Source organism: Ralstonia sp. SA306 (assembly GCF_054792405.1).
Genome location: NZ_CP096451.1, coordinates 736,421 through 755,213 on the forward strand (window position 1 = coordinate 736,421; position 18,793 = coordinate 755,213).

The following is an 18,793-nucleotide window of genomic DNA, read 5'->3' on the forward strand; positions in this document are numbered from 1 at the left end:
CCCACGGGCCGGTACGATAAAATCGGCCTTTTCGATCATTCAGATCGCTCGCAATCTTCGGTTTCCCTTTTTCCACCATGCTTGATATCCAACTGCTGCGCAAAGACATCGACGCCGTCGCTGCGCGCCTCAAAGATCGCGGCTACGTGCTCGACGTGGCCGGCTTTGCCGCGCTTGAAGCGGAACGCAAGGCCATCCAGACCCGCACAGAAGAGCTGCAGGCACGCCGGAACAGCCTCTCCAAGCAAATTGGCATGCTCAAGGGCAAGGGCGAGGATGCATCGGGCGTGATGGCTGAGGTGTCGGGCATCGGTGACGAGCTGAAGGCGTCTGCCGCGCAACTCGACGTGGTGCAGGCCAAGGTGCAGGAATTGATGCTGTCGATCCCGAACCTGCCGCACGAAAGCGTGCCGGCCGGTCGCGACGAAACGCAGAACGTGGAAGTGCGCCGCGAAGGCACGCCGCGCACCTTCGACTTCCCGGTCAAGGACCACGTAGACCTGGGCGCCGCGCTGGGGCTGGATTTTGACGCGGGCGCCAAGCTGTCGGGCGCGCGATTCACTGTACTCAAGGGGCAGGTGGCGCGTCTGCATCGCGCACTCGCGCAGTTCATGCTCGACACCCACACGCTGGAGCACGGCTACACCGAGGCTTACGTGCCGTACATCGTCAACGCCGCGTCGATGCGTGGCACCGGCCAGTTGCCGAAGTTCGAGGAAGACCTGTTCCGCGTGCCGCGCAAGATGGGGCACAGTGCAGAAGAGGAAGACCGTGAACGCGTCGAGAACTTCTACCTGATCCCGACCGCCGAAGTGCCGCTCACAAACCTCGTGCGCGATGAGATCGTTGCCGCGGACGCGCTGCCGATGATGTTCGCGGCGCATTCGCCGTGCTTCCGTTCCGAAGCCGGGTCGTACGGTAAGGACACGCGCGGCATGATCCGCCAGCACCAGTTCGACAAGGTTGAGATGGTGCAGATCGTGCAGCCAGAAACCTCGGCCGCGGCGCTGGACGCCATGACCAACTGCGCGGAGAACATCCTGCGCAAGCTCGAACTGCCGTTCCGCACCGTCGTGCTTTGCACCGGCGACATGGGCTTCGGCAGCACCAAGACGTACGACATCGAGGTGTGGATTCCGGCGCAGAACACGTACCGCGAGATCAGTTCGTGCTCGAACATGGGCGACTTCCAGGCGCGCCGCATGCAGGCGCGCTTCCGCAACGCGCAGGGCAAGCCGGAGCTGGTGCATACGCTCAACGGTTCGGGCCTCGCCGTGGGCCGTACGCTGGTGGCCGTGCTGGAGAACTACCAGAATGCGGATGGCTCGGTCACGGTGCCGGCGGTGCTGCGCCCGTATCTGGGCGGCCAGGAAGTGCTGAAGCCGGCAGTTTGATCGAGTGGCGCCGACCCTCTTGATCTGGCCGGAAAAATTCTGTTATAGTCGCGGTTTCGCGATTCAGCGACCCAGTTACCGGAGAGGTGGCAGAGTGGTCGAATGTACCTGACTCGAAATCAGGCGTACCGGCGACGGTACCGTGGGTTCGAATCCCACCCTCTCCGCCAGCAGTAGCAAAAGCCCCTTGGTTTTACGACCAAGGGGCTTTTTGTTTGGCGCTTAGATTTCGTCTGGCGAAGAATGCGTCGACACCGGCGGTCACGCCGCGCGGTTTGCCGCCCGCGCCAGCATGTTTTCAATCTGCTGGTCCTTCTCTTCCCAGAGCTGGGCGAGCCAGCGGTGGAAATCGCTACGGAAGGCGGCGTCGGTGCTGTAGTCGTGCGTGCAGAAATCCGGCGGGATCGGCAGCTCGCGGATATGCACCATCACCCGGCCGGCTTGGCCGCTGGCCAGTTGCCAGAAGCTTGGTGTGCCGTCCGGGTAGGCAATGCTGATATCGAGCAGCGACTGGAACCGCCCACCCATGGCATTGAGCGTCAAGGCCAGCGCGCCAGCCTTCGGCTTGAGCAGATGGCGATAGGGCGACGATTGCGTCCGGTGCTTTGAGGGGGTGTATCGCGTGCCTTCGGCAAAGTTCATGACGCTGGTCGGCACGTGGGCGAACTTGGCGCAGGCGCGACGCGTGGTTTCGCGGTCTTGATTGCGCAGCTCGGGGTGTTTGCGCAGCGCCGCTTTGGAGTGCCGACGCATGAACGGGAAATCCAGCGCCCACCAGGCCAGGCCGATGACCGGCACGTAGATCAACTGCTGCTTGAGGAAGAATTTCAGCAGCGGGATGCGCCGGTTCAACACCCGCTGCAGCACAAAGATGTCCACCCACGACCGATGGTTGCAATTGACCAAGTACCAGCCCGCATAGCGCAGGTTGTCGGCGCCTTCCACGCTCCACGGCTCGCGTTGCAGCACGCCGATCCAGGCATTGTTGCAACCGATCCAGCACGTGGCGACCCAGTTGAGCACGGGGTCGATCCGGCGGCGGACCGCCGCTGCCGGCACCAGCAGCTTGAACGCCGAGAGCATGAATAGCGGTGCGCTCCAGAACAGCGTGTTCAACGCCAGCAGGATCGAGCTAAGCGTGCCCAGTACAAAGGCAGGCAGGACGCGAATCAAGGCACCTCCAATGAGCGCCCGCCGGGTGACAGCGGCAGGCAGGAATCGTGATGTTAAGGATACGTGAGCGTAACGCGGATCACCCGCCCAGACCATGCGCTGCGTCAGGATTCATGCTTCGCGTCTGAGGGGCGAAAAAAAACCCTTGGTGTTGGCCAAGGGTTTTTTCTGCTCAGGTACGGCTCAGAACGAATGCTTCAGCCCCACCCCCGCCAGCACCGTCTTCGCGCCCGGCGCCGTACCGCCCGCCACGATCGACGTCTTGAGACTTTCCAGCGGATCGGCCGTGCCCACCGCGCCCGCATTCACGTACACGAGCTGCGCATACAGCGTGGTGCGTTTGGAGAATGCATAGTCGTTGCTTAGCACGATCGACTTGGTGGAACTGTCGTGCGCGCTGCTTTCGTACTTGCTGTAGTAGCCGGCCAGCGTGGCGGTATTGGCGGGGCTCCACTTGTAGTCGAGCCCGGCGCCGATCGATTTGACGTCCGATACGCGTTGGCCAGTCGGCGCGTTGTTGGTGACGCCGATGTAGTTCAGCCGGCCCGTGAAGGCATCGAAAGGCACGGCCACACCTGCGCTCCATAAGCGGCTGAGGGTTTCGCCCGTGCCACTGTCCGCCGTTGACTGATAGCCGAGGCCGACTGTGACCGGACCCGTGTACGTGGCACCCAGCGAGAGTTCATTGCCGCGTTTGAAGCTGCCGGCGGTCTCGCCAAATGAATACGCAACGCCCAGCCACACGGGGCCGAAGTTGTTGGAGTACTGCAGTGCGTTGCCAATGAACACGCCCACATCGTTGCCGGGGTTGGTGCCGGCGCCCATCGCGTTGCCCGGTGCGGGCAGTTGGTTGTAGGCCCAGCCGTACAGATTCGAGAACTGCTCCTTGAAGCCGCGCGCTTCCGTGCCGATCGTGCCGAGGAGCGCCGGGCTGTACTGGCGCCCCAGCGTGATCGCGCCCCAGTTGCCGCTGAGTCCGACGTTCGCCTGCCGGCGGAACAGCTCCGAGCTGAAGCCCGGGCCGGTGGTGAGCGTGCCGGTGTCGCTGCTGAAATGTCCTTCGAGGTCGAAGTTGGCCTTCAGGCCGCTGCCCAGGTCTTCTGCTCCCTTGAGACCCCAGATGCTTGGGCTGATGCCGCCCGAATGCATTTCCGTGATGCTGCCGCCGGCTGCGCTGCGGTTTTGATACTGGAGTCCGGCATCGACTGTGCCGTAGATCGTGACCGACGATTGTGCGATGGCGCCGCTCGCTGCGCAGCCGAGGGCGGCAGCTATGGCGGTCAGGACGCAGGGTCGAAGGCGTGTGTTCTGCATGTTGTCTCCGTATTGTCGTTGTGTGATGCGTCCATTGAATTGGCTCGGACGCATGCGGTGTTGGCGCCAAACACGCGGGGCGCGCGCTCAACGTCGGCGGGACTTTGCAATATGCGTACCACGGCGTTCGCGGCGCATTGCACGGAGTTGCAGTCCGTTGCTTAACGTTTGCGGATGCCCGCGGCTGTGCGTGCGATGTGGCGTGACGGGACAGTTGGTGCAACACATGTCCGCTCTCTGTTGCGCAGTGGAGCAGCCGCAGTCAGACCCTTGGCGCGCTTTGCATCCAGCGATCTTCGAGCTCGCGCCATGCACGTCCGACGTTCAGCGCATGGCGGGGGTCGAAGTTTCGCCAGTCGCGATAGGCGTCGCCCGGGACGTACGCGAGCGCGCGTGCTGCATCGCCCCCGGCTTCAATGGCCTGCGTAATCGCGCTATCGAGCATGTCGAGATAGGCGAGTGTTGGTTGCAGCATCTGCGCCGGTGTGCCGATGGCGGTGCCGACGACGATGGTGGCGGGCAATTGAACAAGCGCATGCAATGCTTGCCGCCAACCGACCAGCGAGCCGTCCTGCAGGTCGGGAATGCGCTGCCGATATGCCAGGCCACCCGTGCACAGCACGCCGCGCTGCGGCGCGTACAGCACCGTGTCGGAAGCGCTGTGCGCAGCTGTGCAGACGTGAACTTGCCAGGCTGTCTTGCCGGTGTGCAGCCAATCGCCATCGCGCAATGCGGGCTCGGGATAGACGATCTGCGTTTCGTGCATGACGCGTGCACCGAGCAGGGCGGTCAGCCGCGCCAGACAGGTCTGGCAACGCTGGCGCATCAGGTCGGTGGTGGCGGCCGATGCCAGGAAGGCAGGGCGCGGCTGCAGTTGCGCGAACGCCGCGTTGGCGAGCACGTGCTCCGGGTGCGCGTGCGTGTTGACCACCCAGCGGATCGGTTCAGCCGTGATGTGCCGGATGGCCGCGATCAGATGGTGTCCCCATCGCGCGTGCGGGCCCGGGTCCACCACAAGCACGCCGTTGCCGGTCGTGTGCACCAGCGTGGGCACGACTTCTCCGGCATTCCCGCGCGAGGCCTCTGCGTTGACAGCGCGGGCAGCGTACAGGCCATCCTGCAGACGCAACAGCGTAACGCGTGCGGGTGCCGCAGACGCCGTCGGCGCCGGATTGATCAGGGTCGCGAGCATGATGCGCATCCAGCGTCGCCGCGCGGGGTCTGGCGCCATGTCAGGGCGCCAGCGCGGCGTTCTCGTAGCGTGGGTAGAAGCGGGTCACGTTGCGCACGTACTCCGCGGGCATTCCGCCCCATTGCGCGTAGGGCGCGTCTACCGGCATGGCAATCACCTCTGCAAGGTCGCGTCCTTCTGCGGCCGCGCGGCGCATGCGTGCATCGAGCCACTGCAGGTACTGACGTGTCTGTGCAATGGCATCTGCCTTGCCGAGCGCGGGCCCGTGGCTGGGGATCAACATGCGCGCGCCGCTGTCGGCAACGATCTTCTGCAACCGATCGAGGCTGGCCAGCCAATGCGCAATGTTGGCGTGCGGCGTGGTGGGAATCCGGTCTCGAAAGGCAATGCCGCCGGCGAAGACGACACCGCTGGTCCGGTCCACCAGGACGAGATCGTCATCGGTATGCCCATCGAGGCGGATGAGGTCGATGCGGTGGCTGCCCATGGTGCGTGTGCCGGGCGTCAATGGCACGCCCGGCGGTGTGGATACCGTGTTCTGCATCCACGCGCCGCAGATGCGGTAGAGATTGTCGGCATAGGCCGCGCCTTCGCGTTGCGCACCGGCAATGGTGCCGGGCAGCGCCTGGGCGCCGATATCCGCATAGGCCTGGTTGCCGAAGAAATAGTCGGGATGCAGGTTGAGGTTGAACACCCAGCGCACCGGCGCCGAGGTGACTGTGCGGATGGCCTGGCGCTGCTGTTCGCCGTACAGCAGCGACGGCCCGGTGTTGACGACGAGCACGCCGTCGCCCGTATCAATAAAGCCGGTGTTGATGATGTTGCAGCCGTTGCGCGCCGAAAAATCTGCGTTGGCGCCTTCCAGCACCCAGACGCCGGGCGCAACCGGGTGCGGTACGAGGTGGTAATCGGGGCTCTCTGCGCGCGCGCTGGCAGTCAACATCGCCAGGCACAGCAGCAGGAGCCCCAACCGTTGGTGCCGTCGGTTCATCGTGTCACCTGTGCGCGGATGCGGTTGCCGTTGTTGTCGACGCCGGCCACGCTGATGCCGCGTTCAACGGGGCCATCCAGATCGAACGAGAAGATCGGGTTCTCGGCCACGGGCTCGTACAGCGCCAGTTCAAGCATGGGCTGCCGCCGGGCATCGAGCAGGTTGAGCTGCTCGATATGGAAGGATGGAATGCCTGCCACCAAGCCCGTGTCCATCGGATGCATCACGCGCAGGCGGATGCGGCTGCCTGCGCCGTTGAAGCCCGGAAACACGCGCGACTCCACCTGGTTCAGCGTGGTGCTCCACGTGGAGTTCTGGCGGGTGGCCCCGGGCAGCGTGCAGCCGCCGCCGGTGGCGTCCACCTGCAAGGTGCCGACATGCCACACACCGTCCTGCGTACGCGCCGCAACGCGCACCGCAGAGGCCTCCTGCAGCTTGAACCGGAACGACAGCGCCGGGCGCACGTGCATCGGCGCGAATTCCAGCACCTTGCGGATCGGGTTGCGGTCGACCACGACGACGATGCGCTCCACCTTGCCGAGCGCCGACGCGTCAAACGCAATCGGCACCTGCATCGGGTCTTCCGCAAATGCCGGCCCGGTGATCCTGATGCGGCTGTCGAACGTTGTTCGCGCCGCGCCAAACACCTCCTGCTGAATCGTCGGCCAGAGCGGGGAGCCCGCCGGGTCGATATTCGTATCAGCGCGGGCCGGCCAGGACAGGCACGCAGCGGCCAGCGCGGCAGCGGCAGCATGGAGTGAAGCCGTTCTCATCGTGTGCCTTGGCAGGTTCAGATGAAAGGCCCATGTTGCGAAAGTCATGCCATGCAAGCGGTGTGTCCGCACGCGCGTCCATCGGGTGTTCAGGTGATGGGGCGTTGAGCTTTGCAACACCTGTTGTTCCATTCTGGAGCACTCTCGCAGGCCAATTGGCGTGAACAAGCGATTGGGAGTGGATGCAGCATCCGCCGCAGGGGATGGCCCGGGTTTTGCAGATGACGACCGGACACAGCGCAGACAACGACGCTGCGGTCATCACTCAAACATCAGGAGACAACCCATGCGTTACGCTCATCCCGGCACTCCCGGCGCCATCGTTTCGTTCAAGCCGCGCTATGGCAATTTCATCGGCGGTGAATTCGTGTCGCCGGTCAAGGGGCAGTACTTCACCAACACCACGCCGGTGACGGGCGAGGTGATCGGCGAGTTCCCGCGCTCGACCGCTGAAGACATCGACCGCGCGCTCGACGCCGCGCATGCTGCCGCTGACGCCTGGGGGCGCACTTCGGTGCAGGACCGCTCGCTGATCCTGCTGAAGATCGCCGACCGCATCGAGCAGAACCTCGAACTGCTGGCCGTGACTGAAACGTGGGACAACGGCAAGCCCGTGCGTGAAACGCTGAACGCCGACATTCCGCTGGCCGTGGACCACTTCCGCTACTTCGCCGGCTGCATTCGTGCGCAAGAGGGTTCCGCTGCCGAAATCAACGAGCACACCGTGGCGTATCACATCCACGAGCCGCTGGGCGTGGTCGGCCAGATCATCCCGTGGAATTTCCCGCTGCTGATGGCGGCATGGAAGCTGGCGCCTGCACTGGCTGCTGGCAACTGCGTGGTGCTCAAGCCGGCCGAGCAGACGCCGCTGGGTATCTGCGTGCTGATGGAACTGATTGGCGATTTGCTGCCGGCAGGTGTGCTCAACGTCGTGCACGGCTACGGCAAGGAAGCCGGCGAGGCATTGGCCACCAGCAAACGCATTGCGAAGATCGCCTTCACGGGCTCGACGCCGGTGGGCTCGCACATCATGAAGTGCGCGGCCGAAAACATCATCCCGTCGACGGTGGAGCTGGGCGGCAAGTCGCCCAACATCTACTTCGAAGACATCATGCAGGCCGAGCCGAGCTTCATCGAGAAGGCCGCCGAAGGCCTGGTGCTGGGCTTCTTCAACCAGGGCGAGGTATGCACGTGCCCGTCGCGCGCGCTGGTGCAGGAATCCATCTACAGCCGCTTCATGGATGCGGTGATGACCAAGGTGGCCGCCATCAAGCGCGGTGACCCGCTCGACACCGAGACCATGGTTGGCGCGCAGGCTTCGGAGCAGCAGTTCTACAAGATCCGCAGTTACCTCGAGATCGCGCAGGAGGAAGGTGCCGAATGCCTGGTCGGCGGCGACGTGGAAGTGCTGCCCGGTAATCTGTCGAAGGGCTACTACATCAAGCCGACGCTGCTCAAGGGCGACAACAGCATGCGCGTGTTCCAGGAAGAGATCTTCGGCCCGGTGATTGCCGTGACGACGTTCAAGGACGAGGCACAGGCCCTGCAGATCGCCAACGACACCGACTTTGGCCTGGGCGCCGGTCTGTGGACGCGCGACATCAACCGTGCGTACCGAGTGGGTCGCGCCATCAAGGCGGGACGCGTGTGGACGAACTGCTACCACCTGTATCCGGCGCACGCGGCGTTTGGTGGCTACAAGAAGTCGGGCGTGGGCCGCGAGACCCACAAGATGATGCTCGACCACTATCAGCAGACCAAGAACCTGCTGGTGAGCTACGACACCAACCCGCTGGGCTTCTTCTGATGGTGTAGCAGGACGGCTGGCGCATGGTCATCGACACCCGTGCGCCAGCCGCTGACCTGCGAGGCAAAGACCTCGCCGGCGAAAAAAGAAGAGGAGACATGGCCATGCGCCCACCACATGCACTGCCGCATTGCGCGCAGGTGTCACCCCCATCGCCGCTGATTCCCAGCGGGGAATAGTCCTCGCCACGCTTCGACTTCCGGACATGCCGTTGGCGCACCGGGGCTCGGCGAGCGAGAAACACCAGGGAGACACTCCGTGCATTCGAATACCAGCCGTTCGGGGAAGGACGCCAGCCGTCTGCGTAACGCCGGGCCGCGTCTGGCCGGCGGGGTGGCGGCGCTCGCTGCCGCGGGCCTGTACTCGCCGGCCTTTGCCGAGGACCAGATCATTGCGGTGGCGTTGCCCACCGCCCAGGTCGTCGGCTCAACCCCGATCGACAGCATTGGCGTCCCGCTGTCGCAGTTCCCTGCCAATGCGCAGCGCATTAGCGCAAAGGATGCGCGCGAGCAACGCAGCTCGAATCTGGCGGACCTGCTGAACGATAACCTCGGCCAGGTCAGCATCAGCAATGGGTCGGGCAATCCGTACCAGAACGACATCAACTACCGCGGGTTTCAGGTGTCTTCGCTGCTGGGCGTGCCCATTGGCGTGTCGGTCTACTTTGATGGCGTGCGGATGAACGAGCCCTTCGGCTCCATCGTCAACTGGGATCTCATTCCCATGAACGCGATGTCCAGCGTCAACATCCTGCCGGGCTCCAATCCGATGTTCGGCCTCAACACCCTGGGCGGCGCGCTTGTCGTCAACACCAAGAACGGAAAGGACAACGCGGGCACGTCGATCGAGGCGCTGGGCGGGTCGTTTGGCCGCCGGGCGCTGAGCTTCGAGACCGGCGGTGCTGACAAGGCGCACGGCACCGATTACTTCGTCGCCGGCAACTTCGACCGGCAGGACGGCTTTCGTGACCACTCAGGTTCCGAGGTCAAGCAACTGTATGGAAAGGCGCGGTGGCACGGCAACGACGGCGCTACCCAACTGGAACTGTCAGCTGCACTGGCAGATACCTCGCTGAGCGGCACGCAGTCGCTGCCGATGGACATGATGGCCAACCGCAGCGCAGCCTATACGTGGCCTGACACCATCTCAAACCGGATGGCGATGCTGAACCTGAAGGGCAGCCATTGGTTGAACGACACCAATCAACTGGCCGGTAGCGTCTACTACCGCAAGGCCAACCTGCACAACGTCAACAGCAACGCGCAGCTGGACGACGGCTGCTTCAATGACGACGGCTCGCTGGCGACGACCACCGTAGGTGGCATCACCGGCTACCAATGCGCGAACAGGGCGCCGAACGGCACGGCAGTGAATGCCGTGACCGGCGCCAATGCGCTGGCGCTGGGCTACGGCCGCTGGACGAACGCCATCAACACGAGCGTCGTCGATTCCGCCACGCATGAGGACACGGTGGGCTCCTCCCTGCAGTGGTCGAACTTCAGCCAACTGGCGGGACGCAACAATACGTTCACGTTCGGTGGTGCGTTCGACCATTCGCGCATCACGTACGACCAGACCACTTACCTGGCTCGGTTGATCAACTATCAGGCCGTGGTGATTCCCAATCAGGAGTACGGATTCACCGCTAATGGATCGGCACCGTCGACATCGAACCCGGCTTTGTTCACAGGCAGCAACGTGATCGGCGCGGTCAACCTGTCGTCCAACGTCAACAACTTCAGCGCGTATTTCACCGATACGTTGAGCGTGACGGAAAAGCTGAGCGTGACGGCATCCGGAAGCTTCAACTACACCACCCTCAACCAGGGCGGCGCCAACAACAAATACCTGAACGGTGACGGCGGTTACGCCTGGACGGATGACGTATCGGGCGTGTCGTACTACAACCCCGGCTATGCGAACGCCTATCGGTATTCGAACGCTGGATCGGGTGTGGCATCCACCCCGAACGGAGTCCCGGCAGGGGCGGTGGCGGGGCCGGAAACCAACAGTCTGGCCGGCTCGCACCACTACCACCGGTTCAACCCGGCATTGGGATTCAACTACGACCTTGGGGCGGGGCAGGGCATCTTCGGCAGCTATAGCGAATCGATGCGCGCGCCGACATCGATCGAGTTGTCTTGCGCCGATCCAAACAGCCCGTGCTCGCTGCCGACCGGGTTCAACGGTGATCCGGACCTCAAGCCCGTGGTGGCCAAGACCATCGAGTTCGGCGGCCGCGGAAAGCTCGGCAAGTCCACCTACTGGAGCGCGTCTGTCTATGACTCGCGCCTCAGCAATGACATCCAGTTCATCGCCACGTCAAACACGTACGGCTACTTCGCCAACGTCGGCAAGACCGAGCGGCGCGGCTTTGAACTGGGCGCGAGCACGAAGATCGACAAGTGGTCGTTGTCGGCCAACTTTGGTTATGTCGATGCAATCTACAAGTCGGCATTCACCACGGCCAGCGGGCAGAACGTGGTCAGCGGCAACAAGATCCCGGGCATCCCCGCAAAGACGCTCAAGCTTGGCGCGTCGTACGCCTTCAGCCCGAACCTGTCGATGGGCGGGAACGTGATCCTGGTCAGCAAGCAGATCGCGCACGGCAACGAAAGCAATGCCGACCCGAACGGCCAGGTGGCCGGCTACGGCCTCGTCAATCTGAACCTGCACTACAAGCCGACAAGCAACCTCGAAATCTCGGCGTACATCAGCAACCTGTTCAACAAGCGCTATTCCACGTACGGCCTCTCGGGCACCCGGAGCATCTACACGCTGGCGACGCAGCAGTTCATGACGCCGGCGTCACCACGCGCAATCTGGATTGGCCTGACGTATTCATTTGGAGGCAAGGCCTCCGGTGCCGACAAGGACTGAGCCCCTTCGAAGAGACGATCATGAATGCATTGACCTATTACATCCGGATTGCCACGTTGATCAGCGTGGGTTTGGTATCGACGCTGCAGGCGGTTGCCGAGGTGCCGGACCCCATCGCGTATGTCACGAATCAGGGGGGCGGTGTGACCGTGCTGAATGCACGCACGCTCAAACAGGTTGACGAGGTTGCCGTGGGCAAGGACCCGCGCGGCCTTGCAGTCACCCCCGATGGCCGCTGGCTGCTGACTGCCAATCAGGGCAGCGCCGATGTGTCGGTGGTCGATACGGGCACGCGTAAGGAGGTCAAGCGCATCGCAGTCGGCAGGAATGTCGAATTCATGCGCATCTCGCCGGATGGCCGCCGGGCGTTCGTCACCTACGAGCCTTCGTCGGAAGGTGGGCCGCCGGCCAAGAACGACCGTGCCGGGAAAGGCGAGGAGGCCGAGAAGGATGAAGCCCCCGCTGAAGTCGCAATCATCGATCTCAGCCAGTGGGCCGTGGTTGGCCGCATCAAGGCCGCCCGCGAGACCGAAGCCATCGAATTTTCACCGGGGGGCAGGTTGCTGCTGGTGGCGAACGAGGGTGACAACACGGTCGGCGTCTATGAGTTGTCCACGCTCAAGCAGATCCGGCGGGTGGATGTTGCGCCGTTCGGCAATCGGCCGCGCGGCATCAAGATCGCGCCGGATGGAAAGACCTATGTGGTGACGCTGGAAAACTCGAACAACCTGTTGTTGCTCGACGCCGCTTTCAAGCCGATCAAGACAGTGCCTACTGGGCAGGGGCCGTACGGTATCGCGTTTGACCGAGAGGGCCGATACCTCTGGGTGGCCGCCAGCCGAGCGGATCAGCTGCAGGTGTTCGATGCCCGCACCTTCGCACCGGTGGCCACCATTCCGGTGGGCAAGCGTTGCTGGCATTTCAGCTTCACGCCCGGCGAGCAGAAGCTGCTGCTTGCCTGCGGCCGGTCGAACAGTGTGCAGGTGATCGACGCGCAGAAGCGCGAGGTCGTCGATACGCTCCAGGGTTACAAGCTGCCCTGGGGCGTGGTGACCTATCCAACCTCGGTGGGCACGCTTGATGCGCCGCGCTGATCGACCCACCCCCGCAATGGCGCCTGCCTACGCGGGCCTGCCGATCGCTTTGCATTGGGTGAGCGCATTGCTGCTATGCGGGCTGTTTGCGCTGGGCTACTACATGACCGGGTTGGCCAAGGGCGCGCCCGGCAAGGCTGCCTGGGTGAATCTGCATAAATCGCTCGGCCTGACGGCGGCGCTGGTGATCGCGTGGCGCGTGGCCGTGCGCCTGCGCCGTGCTGCGCCGCCTTCGATTCCGGGGCTGCACTGCTGGGAGGCGGAGCTTGCGCGCATCACCCACCGCCTGCTCTACATGTGCATGGTCGTCATGCCGCTGTCGGGCTACCTCGGGTCTTCGTTCAATCAATACGGAACGCGCTTCTGGGGCGTGCCGCTGCCGCGCTGGGGTTGGGTCGACAGCGCACTGCAGCACATGTTCTACACGGTACACAGCACGACGGCCGATCTGCTGCTCTGCCTGGTTGCCTTCCACGTTGCCGGAGTGATCAAGCACCAATGGCTCGATGCACAGCGGTGTGTGCAGCGCATGTTGCCTGGCCGGCGCTCCCGCGCGCTGTAAGCCGCGGTCTTCGCGGGCTGCGTTCATTGCGTTGCTCCATTTCGCAACAGAACACGCGATGTGTTGCGGTATGGCACGCAACACCGCACTGCAAGTCGGTTGAAACCGTGATTTCACGGCGTTTTTTGATGGCACGGGATTTGCCCTGAGTCCGACCGGTGTGACATCACACTGCCGGACCTGGACCATAAATAGAGGTAGAGGAGACAAGAATGAGGACACTACGAGTGATTGCACTTGCGGCTGCCATGGCGGCAGCAAGTGTTGCCGTGCACGCGGCAACGCCCCCCGTTACCGATGCCATGATCGAGAACGACGCGAAATCGTCGAACGACGTGCTGACCTGGGGTATGGGTACGCAAGGGCAGCGCTTCTCGACGCTCACCAAGATCAACACGAAGAATGTCAGCCAGCTCGTGCCGGCATGGTCGTTCTCGTTTGGCGGTGAGAAGCAGCGCGGGCAGGAAGCCCAGCCGCTGATCTACAACGGCAAGATGTTCGTCACCGCGTCGTACTCGCGCATCTATGCGATCGACCTGAAGACCGGCAAGAAGCTGTGGAAGTACGAGCAGCGTCTGCCAGAAGGCATCATGCCTTGCTGCGACGTCGTCAACCGTGGCGCCGCGCTGTACGACAACCTCGTCATCTTCTCCACGCTGGATGCGCAACTGATCGCGCTCAATCAGGACACCGGCAAGATCGTCTGGAAAGAGAAGATCGAAGACTACGCCGCCGGCTACTCGACGACCGCCGCACCGCTGATCGTGAAGGGCATGGTGCTGACGGGCGTGTCGGGTGGCGAGTTTGGCGTGGTGGGCCGTGTGGAAGCGCGCGATGCCAAGACCGGTCAGTTGATCTGGTCCCGTCCGACGGTCGAAGGCCACATGGGCTACAAGTACGACAAGGACGGCAACAAGACCGAGAACGGCATGACGGGCACGCTCAACGCGAGCTGGCCCGGCGAGACGTGGAAGACCGGTGGCGCATCGACGTGGCTGGGTGGCACGTATGACCCGCAGACCAACCTGGTCTACTTTGGTACCGGCAACCCGGGGCCGTGGAACAGCCACCTGCGCAAGGGCGACAACCTGTATTCGTCGTCGACGCTGGCAATCAACCCGGACACCGGCAAGATCGTCTGGCACTACCAGAACACACCGAACGACGGCTGGGATTTCGACGGCGTGAACGAGTTCGTGACGTTCGACATGGACGGCAAGCGCGTCGGCGGCAAGGCTGATCGTAACGGCTTCTTCTACGTGAACGACGCGAAGAGCGGCAAGCTGCTCAACGCGTTCCCGTTCGTGAAGGTCAACTGGGCCACCAGCATCGACCTCAAGACTGGCCGCCCGAACTACGCACCGGACCACCGGCCGGGCGATCCGGCGCAAGCCACGGGTGAAGACAAAAAGGGCAAGTCGGTGTTTGCCGAGCCCGGCTTCCTGGGCGGCAAGAACCAAATGCCGATGGCTTACAGCCCGCAAACCGGTCTGTTTTACGTGCCCGCCAACGAGTGGGGCATGGAGATCTGGAACGAGCCCGTCAGCTACAAGAAGGGCGCGGCCTACCTGGGCGCCGGCTTCACCATCAAGCCTCTCAATGAGGATTACATCGGCGCACTGCGCGCGATCAACCCGAAGACCGGCAAGATCGAATGGCAGATCAAGAACAACGCCCCGCTGTGGGGTGGTGTGATGACGACTGCCGGCGGCCTGGTGTTCTGGGGCACGCCCGAGGGCTATCTGAAGGCGGCCGATGCCAAGACCGGCAAGGAGCTTTGGGAATTCCAGACCGGCAGCGGCATCGTTGCGCCGCCCGTCACCTGGGAAGACAACGGCGAGCAGTTCGTGGCCGTGGTGTCGGGCTGGGGTGGTGCAGTGCCGCTGTGGGGCGGTGAAGTGGCCAAGCGCGTGAACTTCCTGGAGCAGGGCGGTTCGGTTTGGGTGTTCAAGTTGCACAAGAACTGACGTGCTGAGTTGAGCGCTGCGCGTCATTTGCGGCGCGCAGCCTCTCGCACAGCTTCATGGAGTTTCAGATCGTGATCATGCGTAATGGAGTGTTTTCGTTGCTGGCGGTAGCGTGCGCAGCAATTGGCGCGGCACCCGCCCATGCCGCCCCCGACATGCAGGCCCTGGCCGACAAGAGCGGCTGCTTCTCGTGCCACAGCATGCATGCCAAGATCGTCGGCCCAGCCTTTGCCGACGTGGCTGCCAAGTACAAGGGCGATGCTGATGCGCCGACCCGGCTGGCGCAGAAAGTACGCGAAGGCGGCAAGGGCACATGGGGCCGTATCCCAATGCCCGCGCATCCCGACCTCAAGGAAGACGAGGCGAAGCAACTCGTGGCCTGGGTGTTAAGTTCAGGCTCCTGAGCGTCTACGTCGCTCGCAAGGGAAGAGGGCCGGCATTGTCCGGCCCTTTCTTTTCTTCCATGACCGCGCTTTATCGCTGTGTCAGCCGGCGCGAATTCGCATCCGTCCGGAACACGATCGACACTTCACCGGTACGGGTGTCCCGCATCTGCCCGAACCCGTTTATTGCAGCCATCCGGCCTTGCAGCACCACCTGCTGCAGCGCGCCGTGATCTGCCGACTTTCCGCACACCGGGTCGGTGCGTGTCGCATCGCCCGTCAACAGGTACGCCTGACAGCGGCAGCCGCCCGCATCTTCCTCGCGCGATTCGCATGACTGACACGGCTCCGGCATCCAGTGCGTGCCGCGAAAGCGCTGAAAGGCGTCGCTGCTTCGCCAGATATCGCGCAGCGGCTGGCTGAGCACGTTGGGCAGCTCCAGCTCCGGCAGCATGCGCGCGGAGTGACAGGGCAGCGCAACGCCATCCGGCGCGATGCCGAGGAATGTTGTGCCCCAACCGTTCATGCACTTCTTCGGGCGCTGCTCGAAGTAGTCCGGCACGACGTAAAGCAATTGGCATTGGCTGCCAATGCGGGTCCGGTAGTCGTTCACGACGGCCTCGGCGTCGCGCAGTTGCTCCAGCGTTGGCATCAGCGCCAGGCGGTTCTCCCATGCCCAGCCGTAGTACTGCGTGTTGGCAAGCTCCAGGTATTCGGCGCCGATCTCCAGCGCCATGTCGATGATGGCACCCACGTGCGGCAGGTTGTGCCTGTGCATCACGCAGTTCATCACCATCGGATAACCGTGGGCCTTGATCAGATCCGCCACGCGGCGCTTCAGATCGAAGGTGCGCGTGCTCGACAGAAAGTCGTTCATCTCACGCGTGGAGTCCTGGAACGACAACTGGATATGGTCGAGCCCCGCAGCGCGCAACGCCCCAAGCCGCGCATCGGTCAGGCCCACCCCGGACGTCACGAGGTTCACGTAGAACCCGAGCCCATGCGCATGCGCGACCAGCGTTTCGAGATCCTTGCGCAATAGCGGCTCGCCGCCCGACAGCCCGAGCTGCACCGCGCCCAGCGCCCGCGCCTGGGTGAACACATCGCACCACTGCTCGGTGGTGAGTTCCCGATCGTGCTGTGTGTAGTCGACCGGGTTGGAGCAGAAGGCGCAATGCAGCGGGCAGCGGTAGGTCAGCTCGGCCAGCAGCCAGAGCGGTGGACCGGGCATCGGCGCAGCTGCCGGCGCCGGCAGCGATTCGGCCTCAAACGAGCCAGCCGCGTTCGAATGCATGTTTGACAAAGGCGTGGACCTCCGGAGCGATGCCTTGCACGCCAAAGGCGGATTGCAGGTCATCGATCAGCATGTCGAGGGTATGGGCACCGTCGCAGCGCTGCAGGATCGCAGCGGCGCTGTCATTGAGGGTGACCATGCCCTCGGGGTACAGCAGTACCCAGCTCTGCTGCATGTCTTCCCATTGCAGCCGGAAGGTCCGGTGCAGCATGGGGTGGGCCGGATCAGACAAGGGAGGGCTCATGGGCGTGGGCCTGTTGGATGGCATCGAGCATCGACCAGAGGATGTCGAGCTTGAACTGCAGAATGTCCAGCGCACGCTGTTGCTGCTCGGGCGTGCGGAAGTAGTCGAGTGTCACGCGCAGGCCGTGCTCGACGTCGCGCGAGGCCAGCGGAATGCGCGAGCGGAAGTACGCAAGCCCCTCTGGCTGCACCCACGGGTATTGATCGGGCCAGCCGGCCAGCCGTTCCTTGTGGATGTCCGGCGCGAACATCTCCGTGAGCGACGAGCACACCGCCTCCTGCCACGGCGCTCGGCGCGCAAAGTTCACATACGCATCCACCGCAAAGCGCACGCCGGGCAGCAGATGCCGGTGAGACCACAGTGCATCGCGCGTCAGGCCCACGGCAACGCCTAAGCGCACCCAGCTCTCGATGCCGCCCGGCTGTGACTCGTCGCCGTCGTGGTCATGAATGCGGACGATCCACTCGCGCCGCGTTGCCCGGTCAGGGCAGTTGGACAGGATGGCCGCATCCTTGAGCGGGATGTTGACCTGGTAGTAGAAGCGGTTCGCAACCCACGTGCGGATTTCCTCCGGCGTGCATTCGCCAGCGCGCATGCGCAGGTTGAACGGATGATGGATGTGATAGCCCGCCTGCTTCGCGCGCAGTCGCGCCTCGAAGTCTTCGGCAGTCCAGGCAACAGGGTGTGTCATAGCGAGATTTCCATGCCGTCGTAAGCCACCTCGATGCCGTGCGCCTCCAACTCGCGCCGCTGCGGCGAGTCTTCATCGAGGATCGGGTTGGTGTTGTTGATGTGGATGAGCACCTTGCGCGTTGCCGGCAACTGGTCGAGCACATCGATCATGCCGCCCGGGCCGGATTGCGCGAGGTGGCCCATGTCGGCTGCCGTCTTGGTTGAAAAACCAAGGGCGAGCATCTCGTCGTCTTGCCAGCAGGTGCCGTCCACCAGCACCACGTCGGCCGCGCCCATTTCGTCGAACACATGTGGTTCGACACGGGCAAGGCCGGGCGCGTAGAACGCCCGCCGGCCGCTCTTTCTGTCGACAATGCGCAAGCCGATGTTGTCGCCCACGCGGCGCGCGTTGCGGCTGGGCGAGTAGGGCGGAGCCTTGCTCTCCAGCGGGATCGCCGTCAACGCCACGTCGTCGAGTGGAGGTACCGAGAACGCCGTGCCGTCCAGCGCCAGCGCGCGCGTGTCGAGCCCGCAGTAGTGCGACAGCATGCGCGTGAGCGGGAAGGCGGTGGACAGATCGCTGATGACGGCCGCGCTGGCATAGACGGGCAGCGCTTGGCGATGCTCGCGCAGCATCAGCAGGCCGGTCACGTGGTCGATCTGCGCATCGATCAGCACGACGCCCACGATGCCCGTATCACGCGGCGCGCGCGCGGGTTGCAGCGCCGGTGAGCTGCGCAGTTGCGCGAGGATGTCCGGCGAGGCATTCACCACGATCCAGTTGTGTTGGTCGTCGCCGAGTGCGATGGACGACTGCGTGCGGGGGGTGGCACGCACGGTGCCGCGCCGCACGCCGTCGCAGTTGCGACAGTTGCAGTTCCACTGTGGGAAACCGCCGCCGGCGGCCGAGCCGAGAACCCTGAGTATTGTCATGATGCAATTCCAACGTGTCGGGCGGATTGAGCAAGAAGTCGGCCAGGGGATGGCGAAAAGGCATGCGAGCCGCAAGCTGAAAAAAAAGCCCGCCGTGAAGAACCGGCGGGCCTGTGGAGC

The 18,793-nt window shown here is 63.7% G+C and carries 16 protein-coding genes and 1 tRNA gene; 8 read left to right on the forward strand and 9 right to left on the reverse strand.

What is annotated here, in order from left to right:
* Window positions 1-77 precede the first annotated feature (77 nt).
* Both serS and M1D44_RS03545 read left to right on the forward strand, forming a co-directional pair.
* The gene (serS, locus tag M1D44_RS03540; RefSeq protein WP_316853136.1) at window positions 78-1,394 is read left to right on the forward strand and encodes a serine--tRNA ligase; all 1,317 of its coding nucleotides are present in this window, start codon (window positions 78-80) and stop codon (window positions 1,392-1,394) included.
* An 80-nt stretch (window positions 1,395-1,474) separates the two neighbouring features.
* A tRNA-Ser gene (locus M1D44_RS03545) sits at window positions 1,475-1,564 on the forward strand.
* A 91-nt stretch (window positions 1,565-1,655) separates the two neighbouring features.
* Here M1D44_RS03545 and M1D44_RS03550 read toward each other — a convergent pair.
* The 5 genes from M1D44_RS03550 to M1D44_RS03570 form a co-directional block, all read right to left on the reverse strand.
* Complete coding sequence (locus M1D44_RS03550) at window positions 1,656-2,567, reverse strand: acyltransferase (RefSeq protein ID WP_112183988.1); 912 nt, start codon at window positions 2,565-2,567, stop codon at window positions 1,656-1,658.
* Window positions 2,568-2,750: 183 nt separating this feature from the next.
* The gene (locus M1D44_RS03555) at window positions 2,751-3,881 is read right to left on the reverse strand and encodes a porin (RefSeq protein WP_024975084.1); all 1,131 of its coding nucleotides are present in this window, start codon (window positions 3,879-3,881) and stop codon (window positions 2,751-2,753) included.
* Window positions 3,882-4,143: 262 nt separating this feature from the next.
* Window positions 4,144-5,073, reverse strand: coding sequence for an MBL fold metallo-hydrolase (locus M1D44_RS03560; protein WP_024975085.1), 930 nt, complete (start codon window positions 5,071-5,073; stop codon window positions 4,144-4,146).
* Between the two features lie 40 nt (window positions 5,074-5,113).
* Window positions 5,114-6,064, reverse strand: a complete 951-nt coding sequence (locus M1D44_RS03565; RefSeq protein WP_316853137.1) for a quinoprotein relay system zinc metallohydrolase 1 — start codon at window positions 6,062-6,064, stop codon at window positions 5,114-5,116.
* On the reverse strand, window positions 6,061-6,837 hold the full coding sequence (locus M1D44_RS03570; RefSeq protein ID WP_316853138.1) for a quinoprotein dehydrogenase-associated SoxYZ-like carrier: 777 nt from the start codon (window positions 6,835-6,837) through the stop codon (window positions 6,061-6,063). Before M1D44_RS03570 ends, M1D44_RS03565 begins: the two co-directional genes overlap by 4 nt.
* A gap of 286 nt (window positions 6,838-7,123) precedes the next feature.
* Between M1D44_RS03570 and exaC the strand changes: the two genes are divergently transcribed.
* The 6 genes from exaC (at window position 7,124) to M1D44_RS03600 (ending at window position 15,551) form a co-directional block, all read left to right on the forward strand.
* A complete protein-coding gene (gene exaC / locus M1D44_RS03575) occupies window positions 7,124-8,644 on the forward strand; it encodes an acetaldehyde dehydrogenase ExaC (RefSeq protein ID WP_024975088.1) in 1,521 nt (506 codons plus the stop codon).
* Between the two features lie 258 nt (window positions 8,645-8,902).
* Entirely contained in the window at window positions 8,903-11,524 is a 2,622-nt protein-coding gene (locus tag M1D44_RS03580) for a TonB-dependent receptor (protein ID WP_316853139.1), read from the forward strand.
* Between the two features lie 20 nt (window positions 11,525-11,544).
* Window positions 11,545-12,618: a beta-propeller fold lactonase family protein gene (locus M1D44_RS03585; protein ID WP_316853140.1), complete on the forward strand. Its 1,074-nt coding sequence runs from the start codon at window positions 11,545-11,547 to the stop codon at window positions 12,616-12,618.
* On the forward strand, window positions 12,605-13,180 hold the full coding sequence (locus tag M1D44_RS03590) for a cytochrome b (protein WP_316853141.1): 576 nt from the start codon (window positions 12,605-12,607) through the stop codon (window positions 13,178-13,180). The genes M1D44_RS03585 and M1D44_RS03590 overlap by 14 nt, the downstream gene beginning before the upstream one ends.
* 212 nt (window positions 13,181-13,392) lie before the next feature.
* Entirely contained in the window at window positions 13,393-15,147 is a 1,755-nt protein-coding gene (locus M1D44_RS03595; protein ID WP_112183999.1) for a PQQ-dependent methanol/ethanol family dehydrogenase, read from the forward strand.
* A gap of 71 nt (window positions 15,148-15,218) precedes the next feature.
* Window positions 15,219-15,551 carry a c-type cytochrome gene (locus tag M1D44_RS03600; protein WP_024975093.1) on the forward strand — a complete coding sequence of 111 codons (333 nt, stop codon included), beginning with the start codon at window positions 15,219-15,221 and terminating at the stop codon, window positions 15,549-15,551.
* Window positions 15,552-15,621: 70 nt separating this feature from the next.
* Here M1D44_RS03600 and pqqE read toward each other — a convergent pair whose 3' ends face one another.
* Genes pqqE through pqqB form a run of 4 tightly spaced genes read right to left on the reverse strand, consistent with a single transcriptional unit; the run spans window position 15,622 to window position 18,673 of the window.
* A complete protein-coding gene (gene pqqE / locus M1D44_RS03605; RefSeq protein ID WP_316853142.1) occupies window positions 15,622-16,824 on the reverse strand; it encodes a pyrroloquinoline quinone biosynthesis protein PqqE in 1,203 nt (400 codons plus the stop codon).
* On the reverse strand, window positions 16,796-17,068 hold the full coding sequence (pqqD, locus tag M1D44_RS03610; RefSeq protein ID WP_024975095.1) for a pyrroloquinoline quinone biosynthesis peptide chaperone PqqD: 273 nt from the start codon (window positions 17,066-17,068) through the stop codon (window positions 16,796-16,798). Before pqqD ends, pqqE begins: the two co-directional genes overlap by 29 nt.
* A complete protein-coding gene (pqqC, locus tag M1D44_RS03615) occupies window positions 17,049-17,759 on the reverse strand; it encodes a pyrroloquinoline-quinone synthase PqqC (RefSeq protein WP_024975096.1) in 711 nt (236 codons plus the stop codon). The genes pqqD and pqqC overlap by 20 nt, the downstream gene beginning before the upstream one ends.
* Complete coding sequence (gene pqqB / locus M1D44_RS03620; RefSeq protein WP_024975097.1) at window positions 17,756-18,673, reverse strand: pyrroloquinoline quinone biosynthesis protein PqqB; 918 nt, start codon at window positions 18,671-18,673, stop codon at window positions 17,756-17,758. Before pqqB ends, pqqC begins: the two co-directional genes overlap by 4 nt.
* Window positions 18,674-18,793 lie beyond the last annotated feature (120 nt).